Annotated in this window: 16 protein-coding genes; 2 read left to right on the forward strand and 14 right to left on the reverse strand. The window is 45.8% G+C overall.

Going from position 1 to position 21,409, the window contains the following annotated elements:
• Window positions 1-5: 5 nt before the first annotated feature.
• Window positions 6-836: a glyoxal/methylglyoxal reductase gene (pgoN, locus tag NSQ16_RS17395; RefSeq protein ID WP_015483687.1), complete on the reverse strand. Its 831-nt coding sequence runs from the start codon at window positions 834-836 to the stop codon at window positions 6-8.
• A 222-nt stretch (window positions 837-1,058) separates the two neighbouring features.
• Here pgoN and yvgO point away from each other — a divergent pair, with 222 nt between their 5' ends.
• Window positions 1,059-1,544, forward strand: a complete 486-nt coding sequence (gene yvgO / locus NSQ16_RS17400; RefSeq protein ID WP_003243913.1) for a stress response protein YvgO — start codon at window positions 1,059-1,061, stop codon at window positions 1,542-1,544.
• Window positions 1,545-1,588: 44 nt separating this feature from the next.
• Here yvgO and NSQ16_RS17405 read toward each other — a convergent pair whose 3' ends face one another.
• The 11 genes from NSQ16_RS17405 to csoR form a co-directional block, all read right to left on the reverse strand.
• Window positions 1,589-3,601 (reverse strand): Na+/H+ antiporter, encoded by a 2,013-nt coding sequence (locus NSQ16_RS17405; RefSeq protein ID WP_230488664.1) that lies wholly within the window; start codon window positions 3,599-3,601, stop codon window positions 1,589-1,591.
• Between the two features lie 254 nt (window positions 3,602-3,855).
• Window positions 3,856-5,571: an assimilatory sulfite reductase (NADPH) hemoprotein subunit gene (cysI, locus tag NSQ16_RS17410; protein ID WP_029725918.1), complete on the reverse strand. Its 1,716-nt coding sequence runs from the start codon at window positions 5,569-5,571 to the stop codon at window positions 3,856-3,858.
• A 25-nt stretch (window positions 5,572-5,596) separates the two neighbouring features.
• A complete protein-coding gene (locus NSQ16_RS17415) occupies window positions 5,597-7,414 on the reverse strand; it encodes an assimilatory sulfite reductase (NADPH) flavoprotein subunit (RefSeq protein WP_230488663.1) in 1,818 nt (605 codons plus the stop codon).
• 170 nt (window positions 7,415-7,584) lie between these two features.
• Window positions 7,585-9,909: a DNA helicase IV gene (gene helD / locus NSQ16_RS17420; RefSeq protein ID WP_230488662.1), complete on the reverse strand. Its 2,325-nt coding sequence runs from the start codon at window positions 9,907-9,909 to the stop codon at window positions 7,585-7,587.
• A 196-nt stretch (window positions 9,910-10,105) separates the two neighbouring features.
• Window positions 10,106-10,714 (reverse strand): trimeric intracellular cation channel family protein, encoded by a 609-nt coding sequence (locus tag NSQ16_RS17425; RefSeq protein WP_003219999.1) that lies wholly within the window; start codon window positions 10,712-10,714, stop codon window positions 10,106-10,108.
• A 186-nt stretch (window positions 10,715-10,900) separates the two neighbouring features.
• A complete protein-coding gene (locus tag NSQ16_RS17430) occupies window positions 10,901-11,317 on the reverse strand; it encodes a disulfide oxidoreductase (RefSeq protein WP_033883427.1) in 417 nt (138 codons plus the stop codon).
• Between the two features lie 4 nt (window positions 11,318-11,321).
• Window positions 11,322-11,990, reverse strand: coding sequence for a disulfide bond formation protein BdbD (gene bdbD / locus NSQ16_RS17435; protein WP_003228414.1), 669 nt, complete (start codon window positions 11,988-11,990; stop codon window positions 11,322-11,324).
• A gap of 119 nt (window positions 11,991-12,109) precedes the next feature.
• Window positions 12,110-14,218 carry a heavy metal translocating P-type ATPase gene (locus tag NSQ16_RS17440; protein ID WP_230488661.1) on the reverse strand — a complete coding sequence of 703 codons (2,109 nt, stop codon included), beginning with the start codon at window positions 14,216-14,218 and terminating at the stop codon, window positions 12,110-12,112.
• A gap of 160 nt (window positions 14,219-14,378) precedes the next feature.
• On the reverse strand, window positions 14,379-16,790 hold the full coding sequence (gene copA, locus NSQ16_RS17445) for a copper-exporting P-type ATPase CopA (RefSeq protein ID WP_230488660.1): 2,412 nt from the start codon (window positions 16,788-16,790) through the stop codon (window positions 14,379-14,381).
• An 83-nt stretch (window positions 16,791-16,873) separates the two neighbouring features.
• Entirely contained in the window at window positions 16,874-17,083 is a 210-nt protein-coding gene (gene copZ, locus NSQ16_RS17450) for a copper chaperone CopZ (protein ID WP_003228406.1), read from the reverse strand.
• A gap of 75 nt (window positions 17,084-17,158) precedes the next feature.
• Window positions 17,159-17,464, reverse strand: coding sequence for a copper-sensing transcriptional repressor CsoR (gene csoR, locus NSQ16_RS17455; protein WP_003228404.1), 306 nt, complete (start codon window positions 17,462-17,464; stop codon window positions 17,159-17,161).
• Between the two features lie 127 nt (window positions 17,465-17,591).
• On the opposite strand from csoR, the gene iolW reads away from it, so the two are divergent.
• Window positions 17,592-18,668 (forward strand): scyllo-inositol 2-dehydrogenase, encoded by a 1,077-nt coding sequence (iolW, locus tag NSQ16_RS17460; protein ID WP_114523636.1) that lies wholly within the window; start codon window positions 17,592-17,594, stop codon window positions 18,666-18,668.
• Between the two features lie 36 nt (window positions 18,669-18,704).
• Here the strand turns inward: iolW and azoRB are convergent, their stop codons facing one another.
• Window positions 18,705-19,340: an FMN-dependent NADH-azoreductase AzoRB gene (gene azoRB, locus NSQ16_RS17465; protein ID WP_003243587.1), complete on the reverse strand. Its 636-nt coding sequence runs from the start codon at window positions 19,338-19,340 to the stop codon at window positions 18,705-18,707.
• A gap of 159 nt (window positions 19,341-19,499) precedes the next feature.
• Window positions 19,500-21,395 carry an FUSC family protein gene (locus NSQ16_RS17470; protein ID WP_230488659.1) on the reverse strand — a complete coding sequence of 632 codons (1,896 nt, stop codon included), beginning with the start codon at window positions 21,393-21,395 and terminating at the stop codon, window positions 19,500-19,502.
• Window positions 21,396-21,409 lie beyond the last annotated feature (14 nt).

The raw sequence follows: 21,409 nt of genomic DNA on the forward strand, positions 1-21,409 counted from the left end.
TTTGATTAAAACAGAAGCTCATCAGGATTTGGACCGACACGCTCATCTTTATTTAATGCGTCAATTTTGTCCATGTCTTCTTGAGACAATTCGAAATCAAAAATATCAGCGTTTTCGATGATACGGTGTTCTTTAATGGATTTTGGAATGGTTACAACTTCATGCTGCAGATCCCAGCGCAAAATCACTTGAGCCACAGATTTATTGTGTTTTTCAGCAATCTGTGTCAGCACTTCGTTATCCAAAAGCTGTCCCTGCATGAGCGGAGACCACGCTTCCAGCTGAATGCCTTGCGCTTTGCAGTAATCTCTTAATTCTTTTTGCGTCAAACGAGGGTGAAATTCAACTTGGTTCACCATCGGTTTGATTTCAGCATCTTTCAACAGCTCTTCTAAATGATGAACTTGGAAGTTGCTGACGCCGATCGCGCGAATTTTGCCATCTTTGTACAGCTTTTCAAGCGCGCGCCATGTATCTTTATATTTATCTTTGCCAGGCCAATGGATCAAATATAAATCTAAGTAATCAAGCTGTAATCTTTCCAGGCTTTTTTCAAAGGCAGCAAGCGTTGTTTCGTAGCCTTGATCTTCATTCCACACTTTTGATGTGATGAAGAGCTCTTCTCTTGCCACACCGGATTCTTTAATCCCGATGCCAACGCCTTCTTCATTTTTGTAGATCGCTGCTGTATCAATACTGCGATAACCATTTTTAATTGCCGCTTTCACTGATTCAGTCGCTTCATTACCATTTTCTACTTTAAAAACACCCAGACCGAACCAAGGCATTTCAACTCCGTTATGTAACTTTACAGTATCTTTTAAACTTGTTGGCACTTGAACATCCACCCTTTCACTGAAATGTAAGCGTCTATATTATCTCACATTCCTCTCAGCCGATACCAATAATACGCTTAAGACCCTCTTTTTGCTTCTTTTTTCACAGCACACGCAAAGTCAAACACTATTTTTTTCCTATTTTAACAATATTGAGATTACAAATACATTGAGCAGGGTATGCGTGTAGTGTAACCAAATGAAAACAAAGGAGGAAACAACTTGAAACGTATTCGTATCCCAATGACACTTGCTCTTGGTGCCGCTTTGACAATTGCCCCTTTGTCCTTTGCTTCCGCTGAAGAAAATCCTGCTCCGAAGATGTCGCAGACAACTACTGCTGGAACAACTGCCGCTGATGTAGGTTTAAACGTCAACCTGGATGTACTTGGAATTGCCAACCAGATCGCTGATGCCATCAAATCCGCACAGAATAGGGATGGCTTTGTGAAAAACCTCATGGAGTCTTCCTTCTACGCGTCCGGCCAAAAATATAACGTCATGGTCTTTAATTTAAGCCAGGAATATGAAGATCATTTGAACGGTGTGCAATTTTACGGCTCAGCCGTTTACGACGGCATTACGTATGGCATTTGGGTATTTGAAGACGGAACCTTTACAAACAAAGGCGATGGCGGCTGGATCAACTGGGCCTTCAGAGGCTGGTTCGACCGGGATGGCAGCACTGTCGCATTTCATCGCCCTTAATATAGAAAAAAGCTGGCGCTCTAACGCCAGCTTTTTTGCTGCATTTATTCGCCGCCTTCAAGCATGGCGGCTTCGACATCATTAATGTATTGGCGAAGCTCATGGGAGATGTCCCGGGAAATTTCTCTTTCCTCGAAAAGTGTTTGAATTTCATTTCTGATCGCCTGTACAGCCTTCAGCTTCACTTCCAGCTTCTGATTTTCAAACTGGGCGCTTGATTTCAGCTCATGATGGCTGTGCTCCAGCCTGAAAATTAACTGCTTATAGAATGTAATGACAGATAAAAACACTTCTTTATGCTCTTCCGTCTTGTGTTTTTCCAGATATTCTATCGCTGCTTTTGCCGTTTTCACTCTTGTTGCCCGTATCAATCCCGCTTCATTTAAAATCGACATCTCCGGCTTTTTATGTTCACCGAAGAAAATCCAATACATCAGCCTCTTGAGCCTTGTTTTTGATAATCCGACTTTAAACGGGTTCGCATACAAAATTTCCAACTCGTTAAATCGTTCTTGCAGCACATTTGCTGTTTCTTCCGGGATGTCTCCCCGCTCCAGCATTTTCATCAGCGCCTCTTGCTCTGCCTTAACCCCTTGGGCACGGACTTTACGCTCGTGCTTTTTGATGCGATTAGACGATGTATATTGCTGAAAACGAAGATTTTTCATTTTCTCATTGTATTCAGCTATCACCGCAAGAGAGGCCGTTTTGTTTGTCTCATTCATGTCCTCTTTAATCGTTTGAAGGGCTGTTTTGATCAATTTGCGTCTCGCCGTCAGCAGCTTCTTGTTTCGTTCCTCGTCCTCTTCTTCTTTTTCAGTCAGAATCGGCAGCACAACGGTAGCAATGACAAGCGTGCATAAAATGACGCCGGCTGCTAAAAAGAGAATCAGATTTCTTTCCGGAAACGGCGTGCCGTCCTCCAGGAAATACGGAATGGAAAAAGAACCTGCAAGCGTTACTGCTCCACGCACACCGGAAATCGAAATTAACAGCGTCGAACGAAGACCCGGTTTATAGATGTTCTGATCTTTATTAAAGAACCATTTGCCGTTCCAGAAGAACAGCACCCACAGGAATCTCAGGAGCATTAACGTAAATGTGATGACTAGGATATAGCCGATCACCTTCATGTTGCTGATGGCAGTGTCGTTAAAGATAACAGAAATAACATCAGGGATTTGCGTGCCGAGAATAACGAAGACCAGGCCGTTCAAAATAAATAAAATAATGTTCCACGTACTTGAGGAGACAATTTGCAGCTTGATCATCGTTGATTCCAGACGATCCTGTTCAACCGCATGGGTAATACCGCCAGCTACAACAGCTAAAATGCCGGAAACGCCGATTTCTTCAGCTGCCAAATAAATCACAAACGGCGTCAGAATTTGAATCAGCATATGCATCGTGACATCCTGCATGCCAAGGCGGCGCAGAAATAGGCGAAAACGAATAATCAAAAATGAAATGACAACCCCGCACAGCAAGCCTCCGAGAGAAATAAAGACAAAGCTAACAGCCGCTTGTGCTAATGAAAATGCACCAGTCACTGCCGCTGCAATCGCAAACTTAAAGGCCACCAGACCTGATGCGTCATTCATCAGCCCCTCACCTTCCAGCAGGCGAAGAATCCCTTTTGGCATTTTCACTCTTCCTGATAATGCGCTGACAGCGACGACATCAGTCGGTGAAAGAATGGCCGCAAGTCCAAAGGCCGCTGCCAGCGGAATAGCAGGAATCATCCAGTGAATCGTGTAGCCGCCTACAATCACAGTCGCAAATACAAGGCCGAGTGCAAGCAATAAAATCGGAGCCCTTAAATTCCAAAGCTCTGCCCGCGGTGTCCTCTTTCCATCATTAAATAGCAGAGGCGCGATAAACAGAACAAAAAACAATTCGGTATTTAATTCAAAATGAAGACCCTGTGGAAATGAGGCGGCAAGAATCCCAAGAGCCACTTGAATCAGCGGCACCGGAATAAACGGAATAAACCGGTTCACGATATTAGAAATCGCAATAATCGTTAATAATACGAGCACAACTAAAAATATGTCCAAATGCATGACCTCCTTCGTCTGTTGTGTGTCGGCATGATGAGCCAAAAAATCTGTTTGTCTAAAAGCCCTTGAGCTAGGGTGGCCTTGCATACGCTATGTGGTTTCGCAGGAGTTCTCTCCACACTTGTCTTCTTTTATAGTACCCTTTTTAGGGTATTTTTTCTCATAATATGCTCACAGTGAACTTTTTTGCAGCAGAGCAAATTACAGAAAAAAGAGACAGGAAGCTACTCCCTGTCTCTCATCTTTCTTTCTCAATCATGAAAATTCGTACCGTCAGTTGTTGCTTTGATAATGCCCGCGCGGATGACAAAGTCACCGAAGTGCTCGCCTTCCTCACGTTCTTTCGCATAGCGGGAAAGAAGGATGCGCAGCTCGCTTAAAATGTCTGCTTCACCGATGTTTTCACGGTACATTTTGCTTAAACGGCTTCCGTCAAACGCAGCGCCAAGATACATATTATATTTGCCCGGCGCCTTTCCGATAAATCCGATCTCACCGAGTGCATGACGTGCACAGCCGTTCGGACACCCTGTCATGCGAATGGTGATTTCCTGATCACGAAGGCCGTTTTCGTCAATAATCTCTTCAATCTTATCTAACAGGGTCGGCAAATAACGTTCTGCTTCGGCCATTGCCAATCCGCAGGTCGGAAGAGCGACGCATGCCATCGAGCTGCGGCGAAGTGCTGAATAGTGCTTGCCGTCAGTTAGTCCGTACTGTTCAATTAAAGCACTGATTTCTTCTTTTTTATCGCTTGAAACGTTCGCAATCATTAAGTTCTGATTGGCTGTCAGCCGGAACTCACCTGTATGAACTTTGGCGATTTCCCGCAAGCCAGTCATCAGCTTATAATCACCGTAATCCGTTATACGGCCGCCTTCGACAAACAGCGTGAAATGCCATTTATCCTCGATGCCTTCCACCCAGCCATAGCGGTCGCCGTTATGATCGAAATGATACGGCTTCGCTTCTTCCAGGCTCCAGCCGAGACGGTTTTCCAATTCTTCTTTTACGTTTTCTAAACCGAGGCGGTCAACTGTGTATTTGAACCGCGCATTTTTACGGACAGAACGGTTGCCGTAATCACGCTGAATCGTAATCGTTTTTTCAGCAACGTCATACATTTGCTCAGGCCGGCAGAAACCGATCACCTTGGCTAATTGCGGATATGTCGCAGTATCGCCATGCGTCATTCCCATACCGCCGCCGATTGCCACGTTAAAACCGATCAGCTTGCCATCCTCGACAATCGCAATGAATCCCAGATCTTGTGAAAAGACGTCAATATCATTAGACGGCGGAACGGCAATACCGATTTTAAACTTCCGCGGCAGATAGAGCGGTCCGTACATTGGCTCGACTTCTTCCTCCGGCGTGCCGGCAACTCTTTCCTCATCAAGCCAAATTTCATGATATGCTCTCGTCCGCGGCAGCAGATCATCACTTAATTTTTTAGACCACTCGTATACCTCTGAGTGGATTTCAGATTGATAAGGGTTTGATGCACACATGACGTTACGGTTTACGTCTCCGCAGGCTGCGATCGTATCCAAAAGTGCTGAGTGGATCGTCTGAATGGTTTTCTTCATGTTCCATTTCAGAATTCCGTGCATTTGGAATGTTTCACGTGTCGTCAATTTTAATGTGCCGTTCCCGTATTTCTGGGACAGGTCATCCATGACAAGCCATTGTTCAGGCGTCGAGACGCCCCCTGGCATACGCACGCGCAGCATGAACTGATATGCGGGCTCAAGCTTCTGCTTTTGGCGTTCATTTCGGAGGTCGCGGTCATCCTGCAAATAACTGCCGTGGTGTTTCATCAGGCGGTTATCATCATCCGGAATTCCCGCACTGATTCGATCGAGCATCACTTCTTTCAGCGTGCCGCGCAAATAATCACTTTCTTTTTTAATGCGTTCAACATCACTTGGAGAGCCGTCCGGTGCTTTTAGAATTTTGGTCACCATGTTGAAAAACTCCTTTCAAGTCAAATCAATATACATCACGCTGATAGCGTTTTTGCTGCTGCATATCGGCAAGATAAGCCTCCGCCTCTTCGCGGCTCATATTGCCTTCTTTTTCGATAATTTCAAGCAATGTGTGATGGACGTCATGCGCCATGTGCTTTTCATCTCCGCAAATGTAAACAGCCGCTCCTTCTTGAAGCCATTCAAACAATTCTGCGCTATGTTCAAGCATGCGGTGCTGCACATATACTTTTTCTTCCGTATCACGTGAGAACGCCACATCCATTTTTGTCAGCACACCGTCTTTGAGCCAATTCTGCCACTCTGTCTGGTAAAGGAAATCCGTGACAAAGTGCTGATCGCCAAAGAACATCCATGCCTTTCCTTCCGCTCCCGTCTCCTCACGCTCCTGCATAAAGGAACGGAAAGGTGCGACGCCTGTCCCAGGGCCCACCATGATAATCGGTGTTTCAGGGTCTTTCGGAAGCTTAAAGTTTTGATTGTGCTGTACATAAACCGGCAGTGTGTCTCCTGGCTGCAGACGTTCCGCGCACAAAATCGAGCAGACGCCTTTTCGTTCACGGCCGTGCGCATCGTAGCGGACTGCGCCGATTGTTAAATGCACTTCATCCGGATTTGCGGATAAACTGCTTGCAATCGAATAAAGGCGGGCAGGCATTTTTCGCAAAATCGAGACAAACTCCTGCGCAGATACACTAAATGGGCCATAGTCACGGACGAGATCAAGCAAATCGCGCCCTTCAATATAGGCTTTTACATTCTCCTCATTTCCCGGGGCTAAAAGCTCTCTAAGCTCATCGTTCCCTGTCAGCTGGGCTGCCTGTTCAAGAAGCGGTTTTGTGAGAACGGTAATCTCATAGTGAGAAATCAGCGCTTCTTTCAGCGGTCGGACATCACCTTGCTTATTAAGCGTCACAATTTCTTCCGGGTCCCAATTCATTTCCTTAAGGAGCAGCTCGACAAGTTCCGGATCGTTTTCCGGATAGACGCCGAGGCTGTCACCAGGCTCGTAAGTCAGGCCAGATCCTTCAAGAGACAGCTCCACATGGCGTGTTTCTTTATTTGATCCTCTGCCGTTTAAATTTAAATTTTCTAACACTTCAGCCCGAAACGGGTTTGTTCTGGAATACGAAGACTCACCGGTTTGTGACGCAGCCGCCGGCGCAGGCGCGGCGCTTCCGCCCCCAGCTTCATTTAATCCTTTCAATACACCCTCAAGCCATTCGGCTGCCGGTTCATCATAGTCAAGATCGCAATCAACGCGCGGAGAAATCCGTTTTCCGCCGAGTTCTTCTAAGCGTTGATCAAATTCTTTCCCTGTCTGGCAGAAAAATTCGTACGAACTGTCACCAAGCGCCAAAACGGAAAAGCGCAGGTCTTCAAGCTTAGGCGCCCGTCTTCCGTGCAGAAATTCATGAAACGACAGCGCGTTATCAGGCGGCTCACCTTCTCCATGCGTACTGACGACGATTAAAAGATTGGTTACCTTCTTCAGCTGATTCGGCTTAAAATCGCTCATGGATGAGACGGTCACTTGAAAACCGCTCTGTTCAAGCTGCTTGCCGGCATTTTCTGCAAGCCCCTGTGCGTTTCCCGTCTGTGAACCATAAAGAACGGTCACTTCTTTTGAAACGGCCGGTGCCGCCGCTTCCGCAGACACAGCTGCCGCCGGCGCACCCGCAGTTTCTTGGGCGGAAACAGATTGAGCGGATAAATATCCGCTCAGCCAGATTTTCTGGGATTCGGTCAAGGTCGGCAGAAGGCGGTTAAGGAGCTCTGCCTGCTCCTGATTAAACGGACTGTTCATTACCTGAAGTTGCAACGTATCCACCTCACAAAGTTATAAACTGATCGAAAATTGCATCTAATTGAACTTTACCGGAATACTAGGCTTAAGTAAAATATATTTACATGATGATAACTATTAAGAATCCTAATGATAAAACGGCTATGCTTCATGTAAATAGAAAAAAGAGAAGGACTCCCTTCTCTTCATTCAGCAATCTGATATAAGTGAGGCGGCACAGCGGTTACAAACGGACTGGCTTCACCTGTATAAAATACCGCCAGCATGTGCATCGCACGGGTGCACGCAGTATATAAAAGCCTGCGGTCGTGCTCTGTATGATAGTGTTCTTCAGATGCATCATAGACAAGCACTGCGTCAAATTCAATTCCCTTCGCTAAATACACCGGAATCACGCAAACACCCTTTTGGAATGGTTGATTTTCTTTATGAATCAGGCGAACATCTGTATATTCACTCATGTAGGCGTGCGCCTGTATGCATTGCTGCGCAGTCTTGCAGATGACGGCTATTGTTTCGTGCCCTTTTTTCTTGAGCCGGCCAATTTCTTGCGCGAGCTTTTGGCAAAGGCTCTCATGTCCTTCAGTTTTGACAACGAGCGGCATTTCCCCGCTTCTATTAAACGGCTCAATATCCGCTCCATCTTGAAGCATCGCTTTGGTAAACTCGACAATCTGCCTTGTTGATCTGTATGTTCTCTTTAAACGAACATACTCAGCAGGCTCATCCTCAAAGCACGCATCCATACGCTGATCCCCGTGTATGGTATGCGCGTAGATGGACTGATTGATATCACCGAGCACTGTCATGCTGGCAGCCGGAAAAATGCTTCTCATGTAAGCCATCTGAAACGGTGAATAGTCCTGGGCTTCGTCAATAAATAGATGTTTGATCTTCGTATTTTTCTTTCTGCCCTCAATCAGATCCTGCATATAAAGAAACGGTGCCGCGTCCTCATAGAGCAATTTATTATCCGTAAATGCCGAACGGGTCAGCTCACCTATCACGGCCATCTTCTCATGCTGAAATTTCCCTCCCCAGCCAGAAAACAATTGCAAATACAGCTGTGAAACATCAAGAAATGCAAGGAGCCTGACTGCCTGCTTGAGCGGTTTGAAAGCTTTTTTCACAATGATGGCGGCAAGCAGCTGCTGCTCTCTTTGATAATCGTTAAACGTACTCTCGCTGAACCGTTTCCTTTCTTGCAGTTTTTTGTACACGTCCAGGTAGTCCTCTTTATCAAGCAGCTCAGCTTCATGAACGACCCAATCCTTTCGCCGTTCCTTTTTCTCAAGCTTGTTAAGCTCACTCAGCAGCCACTTCGCGGTTTGCTCCATCCGATTCGGAATGGAGTGATTTTGATCCAATGAGTAAAAATAGGATTGAATTTGCTCCTTTGTGATCAGCTTTTGTCCGCGGAATATAATATTTTTAAAAATCATCCCTTCAGAGGAAAGCCGTGTGACGTATTCATCAATGAATTGCTGAAAGGATAAACCCGCCTTCCATGTGATTCCCGCAAGCCTTGTTGGAAAATCGCCTTCCTTTGTTTCGGTCAGGCAATATTCGAGCTGATCAAAGGGGCTTTCACATTTGAACTTGCGGCCAAGACGATGCTCGATATATTCCTGAAACGTCGCCTGCTCCATATTCTCTTCTCCTAACTCCGGCAAAACAGAGGAGACATAGCTGTTAAATAAGAAGTTAGGAGAAAACAAAACGATTTGTCCGGCATCAATGACACCGCGGTGCCTGTATAACAAATAAGCGACACGCTGAAGCGCAGCCGATGTTTTCCCGCTGCCAGCCGCTCCCTGCACGATCAGGATCTTGCTTTTTTCATTACGGATAATCTGATTTTGTTCTTTCTGAATCGTAGACACGATGTTTTTCATTTGGGTATCGGAGTGATGGCTTAATACCTCTTGCAGCATTTCATCGCCAATCGTCATATCGGTATTAAACATCGCCTTGAGAGTGCCGTTTTTGATCATAAACTGGCGTTTCAGCACCATTTCCCCTTCTATCGTTTCACCGGGCACCTCGTACTCCGCTTTTCCTGGAGAATAATTGTAGTACAAACTTGATATCGGCGCCCTCCAGTCATAGATCAGAAAGTGTTCCTCCTTCTCATCCAAACAGGAAGCTAAACCGATATAAATTCGCTCTGCCTGCTCCTCGCCGTTTTCAATAAAATCAATCCGGCCGAAATAAGGCGATTTTTTCAATTGATGAATTCGTTTGAGCTGCTGATCCATGCGCCGATGATTGTGTTCCCGATCAGACAGCAGCTCTGCCTGCTGCTTAATGCTTGCCATCGTTTCAATCGCTTCATGGGCATCATCAAAATTAACCTTAACATCCTCCCAAAAGCTTTTTCTTAATCCGATGATATCATGCTTCAACCCGCCCGCAGACGTTTCCAGAAACCGCTCTTTTTTTTTGAGCACCTGCAGCACCTCATCTATTCTCGACTGCTCTTCCTTCCATTCCTTATCCTGCTGATTCATGAACGGCACCTCCAGAAAATAGTTGACAAACATAGATGAAATACTGTATAATATAATCGGATACATATATTAAATATATGATGTAAACTGGCAAATACAATTTATAATAGCACATTCACCCAACATCGTTCAAGGTTTGGGTTATTTATATTATGCAGAAAAAAACCGATTTCACTTCGAAATCGGTTTTTTGCTATTAATTATCTAAGCGAAAAGAACGGTTTGGCAGCTTCCAATTAAACATATAGGAACAAACCCGGCAAACAACGAGCACGAAAAACAGAACGTATAAGCCGAACGAGTTCCCCAGCCAGCCCAAGCCGACGATTAAACCGCCGAGAGCCGCCCAGACTGCATAAATTTCTGCCTTCAGCACAAGCGGTTTGCGCCCGGCAAGAAGGTCGCGGATGATTCCGCCCCCGCTTCCCGTCAGCACCGCAGCCACGATCACGGCACTAAGCGGATGGCCCATTTTGACAGCATACAGTGCGCCTTGGATAGCAAAGGCAGCGAGGCCGATCGCATCTGATAAATTGCCCCACTTATTCCAATGCTTCAGCAGCAGCTTCGGAAACAGAAACACAATTGTAATAGATAAAAGCGCGATTTGAAAGTACGCTCCCTGCTCCCATAGCGCTGACACCGGAACACCGATCAGCAAATTGCGGATCGCTCCTCCTCCAAAAGCGGTGACAATCCCTAATATATAAACTCCTAAAATATCATATTCCTCTTCCATCGCAACAATTGCGCCGCTGACTGCAAACGCAATGATGCCAATCACACTGAGCAGCTCCCAAGCCATTCTGATGACTCCCTTTTATGTTTGTTAAATTTTCTGACGACCTCTAGATTTTATAATCGCTCAAGCGTAAAATCAATAACATTTTTATGAGAAAAAAAGATAAATTTAGAGGGAATACGGCTATTGCTGATGGACATGAGTTTGCGAAATTAAAAAAGCGTCCGGCATACGCGGGCGCTTTTTTTGTTATTCAGATTTTTCGCCTTTCAGCAGGCACATAAAAATGATAATCAGGATAAAAGCAATCAGGGCCAAGAATGGAATCGTAATAAAACCAAACCAGTTAATATATTGGCCCGAGCACGGCACGCCGCTGACACATGGCTTAATGCCGCTAAAGCCGGGCACTTTTTGCTCTAAGTAATGCATGATCGAAATGAATGCCCCTATCATCGCCATCGGGAGCACATATTTTTTCACTCGTGTGTCCCCTTGAAAGGTGGCGATGCCTAAAATCAGGACGAGCGGATACATGAGGATACGCTGGTACCAGCACAGTTCACATGGAATAAACTTTCTGATTTCACTGAAATACAGGCTGCCCAGCATAGCGATAAGAGCCACAACCCAGGAAGCATATAAAAATACGATTCTATTTTTCATATCGTTACTTCCCTTTCAGCTCTTTTTCTATTGTCTCTTTGATTTCATCATAATCCGCAAAATTTTTGATCACTTTATCATTGACGTAAATCGTCGGTGTTGCCTGTATGTTCATTTTTTGATTAAGGTCAGAATCCTTTTCCACTTGAGAAGCGAATGTTTCCTTATCAAGATTTTCCTTGAGCGTCTCAGGTTTTATCTTTGTGGTGCTTTTTGCAAGATCACCAAGGAGGCCTGGGGTTACCCATTCCTGTTCCGTATCCGGCTGTTTTTCGAACAGCTTTTCATGGAAATCCCAGAAAGAGTCAGGGTCTTCCTTCCATACTTCTTCAGATGCAAGAGCCGCTAACCTTGAACCTTTTCCATGGAACATGACGTTCACGAAAGAAAATTTCACATCGCCCTTATCAATAAAGTCTTTTTGTATTTTTGGAAAGATGTCACTGTTAAACACCTTGCAAGACGGACATTTGTAATCTCCGAATTCTACTACAGTTACCGGTGCATCGTCCTTGCCAAGCACAGGCTGCCCTTTGATAGACGGCTGTCCGGACACCGCATCATTGCCTTGTTCCGTTTTGTTATTAATGATGACAATGGCTGCTAGCAATACAACAACCACAACCGTAAGGATGACCGCGAATTTTGCAGAAGACTGCTGTTTCTTTTTCACTCCGACACCTCATCGTTTTAAAATTAAAAAAGAAGCGGATCGCAATTGACCCACTTCTTTATTTTAACAAGACAAGCGCTGATAAGAAAACCCCGAAAAAATGAATTCTCTCCGACAATTTATTTGTTTTTGAGACGCATGACGCGCATGGCGTTCGCCACAGCAAGCAGTGTAACGCCGACATCTGAGAAAACCGCTTCCCACATGGTCGCAATTCCAAATGCACCAAGAATGAGAAAGATCGCTTTCACACCTAAAGCAAAGCCGATGTTTTGCCACACGATTCGCCGTGTCCGTTTCGCAATCCGAATCGCTTCCGCTATTTTTGACGGCTGATCTGTCATCAGCACGATGTCTGCGGCTTCTACTGCGGCGTCTGAGCCAAGGCCTCCCATCGCGATCCCTATATCTGCGCGGGCAAGCACCGGCGTATCATTGATACCGTCACCGACAAAAATGAGTTTTTCATTAGGTGAAAGCTTAGCTTCCAATGCTTCGACCTGCGCGACTTTATCTTGCGGCAGCAGCTCTGCATATACCTCACCAATCCCAAGCTGTTTTCCGACGGCTTCTCCCGTTTGTTTCGAATCACCCGTCAGCATAGCTGTCTGTTTGATCCCAAGCGACTTCAGATCAGCAACCGCTTGTGCTGCGTCTTCCTTTATCTCATCCGCTATGATGATTGCTCCGGCATAGCGTTGATCAACAGCAACGTGTACGATTGTTCCAGCATTTTCATCCGGGACATCCTCAATTTGTTCTCTTTCCATGAGCTTTTTATTCCCAGCAAGGATCTCAGTTCCATTTACCTTTGCAAAAATGCCGTGGCCAGAGATTTCTTCGTATGACTCAATCTCATCGGAGGAAAGCATTTTCCCGTAAGCTTTACGCACAGATTCAGCAATCGGATGCTGTGAATGAAGCTCAGCATATGCCGCCGCTTCAAGTAAACTTTCCTTTGTAAATCCTTCAGCAGGTTTGATTTCTGTCACTTCAAAGCTGCCTTTTGTTAATGTTCCTGTTTTATCAAACACAGCGTATTTGACTTGATTCAAGGCTTCTAAATAATTGCTTCCCTTTACAAGCACTCCGGCCTTTGAGGCCGCTCCGATTCCGCCGAAGAAACCGAGCGGAATGGAGACAACAAGCGCACAAGGACAAGAAATCACTAAAAAGATAAGCGCGCGGTACACCCAATCGGAAAGCGCGGCGCCAGAAAGAACAAGCGGCGGAACAAAGGCCAGCAATACCGCGATGATCACAACAGCAGGTGTATAATACTTGGCAAACTTCGTGATAAAGTTTTCTGTCCGGGCTTTACGGCTGCTCGCATTCTGAACCAAGTCTAATATTTTTGATACTGCTGATTCCTGATAGCCCTTTGTGACTTCAATATGCAGAACGCCGTTTTGATTGATAAAGCCTGACATTACATCTTGTCCTTCCGCAGCTTTTCTCGGAACGGACTCACCTGTTAAAGCAGATGTATCAACCATCGCTGACCCTTGCACGACCTTACCGTCCAGAGGTATGCTTTCTCCCGGATTAACCACAATGATGTCTCCTGTCTGAACGTCCTCCGGGGAAACCTGTTCGATGCCGTTCTTTGTTTTGAGATTGGCGTAATCAGGCCGTATGTCCATTAACGCACTAATTGATTTTCTGGAACGGCTGACCGCGGCTCCTTGAAAAAGCTCACCGATTTGATAAAACAGCATAACGGCGACGCCCTCAGGGTATTGCTGAATCAGAAAGGCGCCGATTGTAGCAAGAGTCATTAAGAAATGCTCATCAAACACCTGACCGCGGATGATGTTTTTGACTGCGCGGATCATAATGTCACCGCCGATGATCAAATAAGCAGCGAGGAAAAGGAAAAGTTCAATGGTTCCCGAATGAACCAAATATGCCGCTGCGCCGAGAATGACAGCCGCCGCCATTCTGATCAGCATATTGACCATTCGATTACGATAGCCATCATCAGCTGATTTCTTTATATGCTTTTGGCGAACCGTTACATGCGGATCAATTGATTTCACTTTTTTCTCTACTTTATTCGTGACCCATTGCTCTTCTTTCCCATCGGCTGAGACAGTTAAGGTGCTTGCCGCAAAATTTACCGCGCATCCGTCAATGCCTTTTATGCCTTTGACTCCATTTTCGATTTTTTGGGCACAATTGCTGCAATCCAAACCGTCCAGAACGTATTCCTGTTTCACTAGTCTCACCTTACCTTCCGATTTAGGGTTCCCTCTTCAAAGCGTATCAATGAGTATTGCATTCATTTTAATATATATGAGCATATACTCATATATAAGTTACACCTATTATATGTTGTTTTCCAAGAAAGTGTCAATGAAAAACAAAAACCGGCATATAGCCGGTTTTTCATTTTACTTTTTGCAGACGAAGAGCATTCAGAACAACGGAAACGGAGCTGAATGCCATTGCTGCTCCTGCTATCCACGGTGCTAAAAATCCAAGTGCTGCGATTGGGATGCCGAGGCTGTTATAGCCAAGCGCCCAGAATAAGTTTTGTTTAATGTTTTTCATTGTCAATCTGCTCATGCGGATTGCGTCGGCAATGCTGTTCAGATCGCCGCGAATCAGTGTAATGTCTGCTGTTTCCATGGCAATGTCCGTGCCGGTTCCAATCGCCATGCCGATGTCAGCTGTGGCAAGCGCCGGCGCATCGTTAATTCCGTCGCCTACCATTGCCGTCTGGCGGCCTTCTTTTTGCAAGCGGGCGATTTCCGCCGCCTTTTGTTCAGGAAGGACTTCCGCAATGATATTCGCAATTCCCGCTTCCTTCGCAATGGCTTCTGCGGTTCTGCGATTGTCTCCTGTCATCATGATGACATCAAGACCCAACTCTTTCAGACGGGCAACAGCCTTCCGCGACGTGTCCTTAATCGTATCTGCAACCGCTACTAGCCCAGCTGCTTCTCCATCAATGGATACAAGCATAACTGTTTTCCCTTCTGCCTCTAGCTTTTCCATTTTGGCGAGAAGAGCCCCATGCTCAACCTGTTCGCTCTCCATTAATTTTCTTGTGCCGACGAGAATGCTTTTTCCTCCGGCTTCAGCCAAAATGCCTGCGCCGACTTTTGCTTCAAAGCGGGTAAGCTTCGGTATCTCAAGCCCTTTATCTTTCACGCCAGCAATAATCGCTTCGCCAAGCGGATGCTCTGATCCCGTTTCCGCTGCCGCTGCAAATTGAAGCAAATCTTTTTCTTCAAAATGGCCGAATGGAATGGCATCTGTCAGACGCGGCTTCCCGTTTGTCACGGTTCCGGTTTTATCAAGAACAATTGTATCGAGACGATGTGTTTTTTCTAAATGCTCGCCGCCTTTAAATAAAATCCCGAATTCAGCAGCGCGTCCAGATCCAGCCATTATGCTCGTCGGAGTGGCAAGACCGAGGGCGCAAGGACAGGCAATGACAAGAACCGCAATGAACTTGCTGATCGCTTCGGCAAAATCGCCAGGAGCCGCCCAAAGATACCAAATGAGAAAAGTGAGAACGGCAATCCCCAATACAATGGGCACAAAAATACCTGAAATCTGGTCAGCGAGACGCTGGATCGGCGCTTTTGACCCTTGTGCTTCCTCAACAATTTTGATGATATGAGAAAGCGCAGTATCCTTTCCGACGTTGACAGCTTTCATTTTCAGAAAGCCGTTTGCGTTAACGGTTGAACCTGTCACGCTGTCACCAGGATTTTTGTCAACAGGAAGACTTTCTCCTGTAATCATCGATTCGTCAACCGCTGAGCGGCCTTCAACCACTTCTCCGTCGACAGGAATTCGTTCGCCAGGTTTGACGTAAACAATGTCATTAACAAGCACTTCGTCGATCGGGATGATTTGCTCCTGTCCGTCTCTTACAACAGTCGCTGTTTTCGCTTGAAGCTTCATCAGCTTTTTAATCGCATCCGAGGAACGGCCTTTTGCTTTTGTTTCAAACAACTTGCCTAATAAAATCAGCGTCAGCAAAATCGCGCTTGTTTCATAGTAAAGGCCGTCTGTATGCCCGTGAGAGCCAAGGCTTTGAAAAGTAAGATAAAGACTATAAGCGTAAGCAGCCGTCGTACCGAGGGCGACCAATACATCCATATTGGCGCTTTTATTTCTGAGTGCCTTATAAGCACCCACATAAAACGGCCAGCCGATCAGAAATTGGACTGGTGTCGCCAGCGCAAATTGCATCCACGGATTGAGAAATATATCCGGTACCCAAATGAATGATGTAAATGTAAAATGGCTCACCATCGCCCAAAGCAATGGAAATGACAGGACAGCTGAAAAAATCAGTCTCGCCGTTTGCTTCCGTTCTTCTTTCTTTTTAGCAGCAGCAGCCTCACTGTCCTGTTCACCCTTCAACTTTAGCTTATATCCAAGCTTATCTACCGCTTCTTTTAAATCGCCGACAGACGCTTCTTTCGGATTGTACTCGACCGTAACCGTTTCTAAAGCGAAGTTTACTGGAGCGTTTGCGACGCCTTCTATTTTGTTAAGCCGTTTTTCAATCCGATTGGCGCAAGCCGCACAGGTCATGCCTTCAATATCGAATTCAGCTTTTTCTGTAACGACGTGATAGCCCAGCTTCTCTATTTTTTCCTGAATCGCTGCAGTCCCTGTTTCAGCAGGATCGTAGATTACATTTGATGTTTCCGTTGCCAGATTAACATTTGCATCCGTGACACCGGGCATCCGCTTCAGGCCTTTTTCAATTCTGGCAGCACATGCCGCACAGGTCATACCAGAGACCTGCATCGCGATTTCCTTTTGTTCACTCAACATACTCACTCCTTTATATACACCTGGGGGGTATATAAAAATGAAAGAAATATCGCGCCTCCCTAAAGGCGCGATACCTTGAATCACTCAGCTACGTCATAGCCCTGATCTTCTATCGCATCCGCAATATCTTTGACTGATACTTTGTCAGCATCAAACGAAACATCGACTTTACCCGCTTCCAGATTGACATGAACGGCACTGACGCCGTCCAGTTCTCCTACGCTTGTTTCTACTGCTTTGACGCAGTGCTGACAAGACATTCCTTCAACTTGCAATGTTTTTTGTTCCATAATCAATTCCTCCTGTTTATTCTTTCTATTTTCATCCTACCATACCCCCGTAGGGTATTACAATAAAAAAACGCTTTATGATTTTGTGAACTTTTTAAATACGTCCAAAAGCTCAGAAATGGCCTGTTCCCCGTCTCCGCTTTTGATGGCATCTGCTACACAATGATGGGCATGATCCTCAAGCAAATGAAGCGCCACATTTTTCATTGCCGCCTGAACAGCTGAAATTTGCACAAGAATATCTACACAATATCTGTCGTTTTCCACCATGTTTTGAATGCCTCGGACTTGACCCTCAATCCGCTTAAGCCGGTTTGTAATCTGATCCTTTTCTTTCGAGCTTTTATGGTTTAATGTTTTATGTTCGTTATGCTTTTCCATGCGTACACCTCTGTTTAATGATATTAATTCCCATTATACTGATTGTCCAAACGGTTGTCTAAGCATGCCGATGCAAAAAATGAATCAGTTAGGTTTTACCATTTGATCAGGAGGGTATATACTTCTGTTGATAACGCTTTTAAAGGGGAGAAGAAAAGTGGATGCGATCAAGGTTGGAATATTAGGATACGGATTGTCCGGTTCTGTTTTTCACGGGCCGCTGCTGGATGTTCTGGATGAATATCAAATCAGCAAAATCATGACATCTCGGACAGAAGAAGTGAAACGGGATTTTCCAGATGCTGAGGTTGTACATGAGCTTGAGGAAATCACAAATGACCCTGCCATTGAGCTTGTCATTGTCACCACCCCGAGCGGCCTTCATTACGAGCATGCTATGGCATGCATACAGGCCGGAAAACATGTTGTGATGGAAAAACCAATGACAGCAACGGCCGAAGAGGGGGAAACATTAAAAAGGGCTGCCGATGAAAAAGGCGTATTATTAAGCGTATATCATAACCGACGCTGGGATAACGACTTTTTAACGATTAAAAAGCTGATCTCTGAGGGATCTCTTGAAGATATCAATACATATCAAGTTTCCTATGACCGCTACAGACCTGAAGTTCAAGCGCGGTGGCGGGAAAAAGAAGGCATTGCCACTGGTACGCTGTATGATCTCGGCTCCCACATCATAGACCAAACCCTGCATTTGTTTGGGATGCCTAAAGCCGTGACTGCAAACGTGATGGCCCAGCGGGAAAATGCCGAAACGGTTGACTATTTTCATTTAACCCTGGATTATGGCAAGCTTCAAGCCATTCTATACGGAGGATCAATCGTTCCGGCAAACGGACCTCGTTATCAAATCCATGGAAAAGATTCCAGCTTTATCAAATATGGAATTGACGGACAGGAAGACGCACTCAGAGCGGGAAGAAAACCAGAGGATGACAGCTGGGGTGCGGATGATCCGGAGTTTTACGGAAAGCTTACAACCATTCGTGGCTCCGACAAAAAAACAGAAACGATTCCATCAGTAAATGGCTCCTACCTTACTTATTACCGTAAAATAGCGGAAAGCATACGAGAAGGTGCTGCGCTGCCAGTCACTGCTGAGGAAGGTATTAATGTCATCCGCATCATTGAAGCCGCGATGGAAAGCAGTAAAGAGAAACGAACCATTATGCTGGAGCACTAAAACAAAAGCCTCCCCAAATAAGGGGAGGCTTTTTCATTAGAATGTTTTTCCTGCTTCTTTCGCACGCGCAATCGCGTCTTCTTTGATTTGCTGTGCTTTATCAGGCTCCGCATTATGTCCCTCTACGAAAATGCCATCGAATGATGGTACGCCGAAGAAGTTCATCATGATGCCGATGTAGCGGTGCCCCATTTCCATCTCAGCCGCAGGGCCTTCTGAATAGTAGCCGCCGCGCGCTTGGATATGAATTGCTTTTTTATCAGTTAACAAGCCGACAGGACCTTGTTCTGTGTATTTGAATGATTTTCCTGCAACAGCAACAGAATCGAGATACGCTTTCATCACTGGCGGGAATGAGAAGTTCCATAAAGGAGTAACAAATACGTACTTATCAGCTGATGCAAATTGATCGCTAAGCTCTCCCAAACGGCCTACTTTCGCTTTTTCGCTTTCAGAAAGCTCTTCAAAGCCTGTACCTGACTGAAGCTTTCCCCATCCGCTGAATACATCTGCGTCAATATGCGGGATGTTTTCTTTGTACAAATCGATATGTACAACTTCATCATTTGGATTCGCTTCTTTGTAAGATTCGATAAATGCTTTACCTGTTGCCATACTGTACGAAGTTGCTTCGTCATGCGGATGAGCAGTGATATATAATACTTTTGCCATTTTTACCAGCCCTTTCGTTTTTAAAAATCACACATCAATTATTATCATACAGATGCATAATGATTATTCTGTCTCTCTTAGACTTTATTATAGAGACAAAGAAATTTACTTTCAAGTAAAACATCTCGAATTAAAGATTATTTAACTTTCCCAAACAGCTTACTTTTCAAAAGCTGTTCTCAAGCCGGAATACAGCGCGGACAATTCTTTACTGATCCGAGGATAATGAGGGACATGCGGCACTTGAATATCCGCAGGCATCCTTTTCATGATAAAGGATTGCTCAGCCTGTTCAAAAAACGCCCGCAGCTGGTTGATCTCTTCATCAGAAAACGGAGCAGACGGACGGCGGTGAGCTTGCGCCGAGAGCAAATAGTACCCTAAGTGCTGAGCACCGGAAATGGCAGGCCAGAGCGCCTCCGCATTCGCATGAGGAAACTCTCCAAGGGCCTTGTCATACGCATCCCGAAGCCTGACAAGGCTCACCCTTAACTTGTGTTCGTCGGCATTCTGCCCGGTTAACAGTTTCTCCATAAACTGCCCTTCCAACCGGATGACATTCCGCACAAGTTCTGGAAGCCGCTTGGTTGAAAACCGCCGCCACAAAAGCATTGTTCCCAACAGCCCGATCACGCTGCCGACAGCTACATCAGTCAGCCTCGCTATCATAAAATAACCGGCGCCCGCGCCGCCATGCATACTTTCTGTGATAACAAGCGCATTTGCGGTTAAAAAGGGAACAGCCAGCGCATAATTGCGGACGATCAGCATCTCAAGAAGACATTGCAGCGCTGCAATACATAACGCAAGATAAACACCGCCCGGCTTAAAAAATAAGATTGCGCCTGCCAGCATAACACCGATCACCGTTCCGGCCGAACGCTGAATAGCCCTGTGAAGCGTAAAAACAACAGTAGTGCCAAGCATGACCGCTGCTGCCGAAAGCGGAATCCAATAGGAGCGTGCAAAGCCGAATGCGAGGGCAAACATATCGGCGGCAAACAGAACAATTCCGTACTTTAACGCTCTAATCAAAACCGGAGACTTCCAGTCAAAAGCATTTCTCAAAAAGTAAAAAGAGGATGGCAAGCGGCTCGGTTCCCCGTCAAGCTGCTTTTCCAAACGTCCTGAAGCGATTTGCAAAACCTCGTTGATTTCTTCAAAAAGCTTTCGCCTTGGCTCAGATTCATTTTCATTAATCTGAAACGTATTGAAAACCCGTGCATTCGCAAGCATATCTCCGGTTTGGCGAAGCGCCTTTTCAATCTGCGCGGTCTCTCTGTCCGGCGTTTCAGCTGAAAAATGAATAATGGCAATAAATATGTCGTCAGCTTTTTCAAGGAGGCGGAAAAACCGTTCATCATGCCGCGATTTTTTCCGTTTATTCCCTTTCCCAAGAACCGTTTGGCGGGCTGTTCTAAGCATGAGCACGGTCTGATGCTGTGCGTTATGAAAACCTGGCGTTCCGACGGCTGAAAGACATGCAGCCAGCTGATGATATGTTTTTTGCAGCACCGCTCCCTCCGGTCCATGTTTGTTCCATAACGAGCCGATTATAGCGATACCCATGGCGAAGATGCCGCCGAGAAACGTCAGTCCCGCTCTGAACAGCGCTTGTGAAGGATCGGCCGGCAGCCCGGAACTGACTAAAAAGGCAAGGACAAAAAACATCGGCGCAGGGCCTTGAATGCCGAGCGCGCTAAAAATAAACATCGCCGCTGCACCGATCAGCCCCAAAACAGCCGCCATCATCCAAAGCATCCCGGACAAAAGCGTCCCTAAACCAAATGAGAGGGCGATCCCAATAGAAACCAAGAGCAGCTTCAAGGCGCGCTTTTTGTACGATTCACCGCCCGCATATAAATAAACAAAGCCTCCGATACTTGCAGTTAATCCGTAATCCGTGTGACCTGCCAATGCACCGACCAGCACAGGAACCCCTGAAGCGAAACCTGATCCGATAGCCTTCTTCCAAGGAAATGGATTTGCATAAATGCGAAAGGCATCCTTCACGATAGGCATGATTCTTTGATTGTTCGCAGCAGTTTTGTTCATTTGACAAAATCCTT

Origin of the sequence: Bacillus sp. PS108, from assembly GCF_037963335.1 — a bacterium.
Classification (GTDB): domain Bacteria; phylum Bacillota; class Bacilli; order Bacillales; family Bacillaceae; genus Bacillus; species Bacillus subtilis.

Bases quoted from the DNA above. Each gene is read 5' to 3' on its own strand.
- cysI (WP_029725918.1), bottom strand. From the start codon at position 5,571: ATGGTGACCAAAATTCTAAAAGCACCGGACGGCTCTCCAAGTGATGTT.
- helD (WP_230488662.1), bottom strand. From the start codon at position 9,909: ATGAATCAGCAGGATAAGGAATGGAAGGAAGAGCAGTCGAGAATAGAT.
- NSQ16_RS17425 (WP_003219999.1), bottom strand. From the start codon at position 10,714: ATGGCTTGGGAGCTGCTCAGTGTGATTGGCATCATTGCGTTTGCAGTC.
- NSQ16_RS17430 (WP_033883427.1), bottom strand. From the start codon at position 11,317: ATGAAAAATAGAATCGTATTTTTATATGCTTCCTGGGTTGTGGCTCTT.
- copZ (WP_003228406.1), bottom strand. From the start codon at position 17,083: ATGGAACAAAAAACATTGCAAGTTGAAGGAATGTCTTGTCAGCACTGC.
- csoR (WP_003228404.1), bottom strand. From the start codon at position 17,464: ATGGAAAAGCATAACGAACATAAAACATTAAACCATAAAAGCTCGAAA.
- azoRB (WP_003243587.1), bottom strand. From the start codon at position 19,340: ATGGCAAAAGTATTATATATCACTGCTCATCCGCATGACGAAGCAACT.
- NSQ16_RS17470 (WP_230488659.1), bottom strand. From the start codon at position 21,395: ATGAACAAAACTGCTGCGAACAATCAAAGAATCATGCCTATCGTGAAG.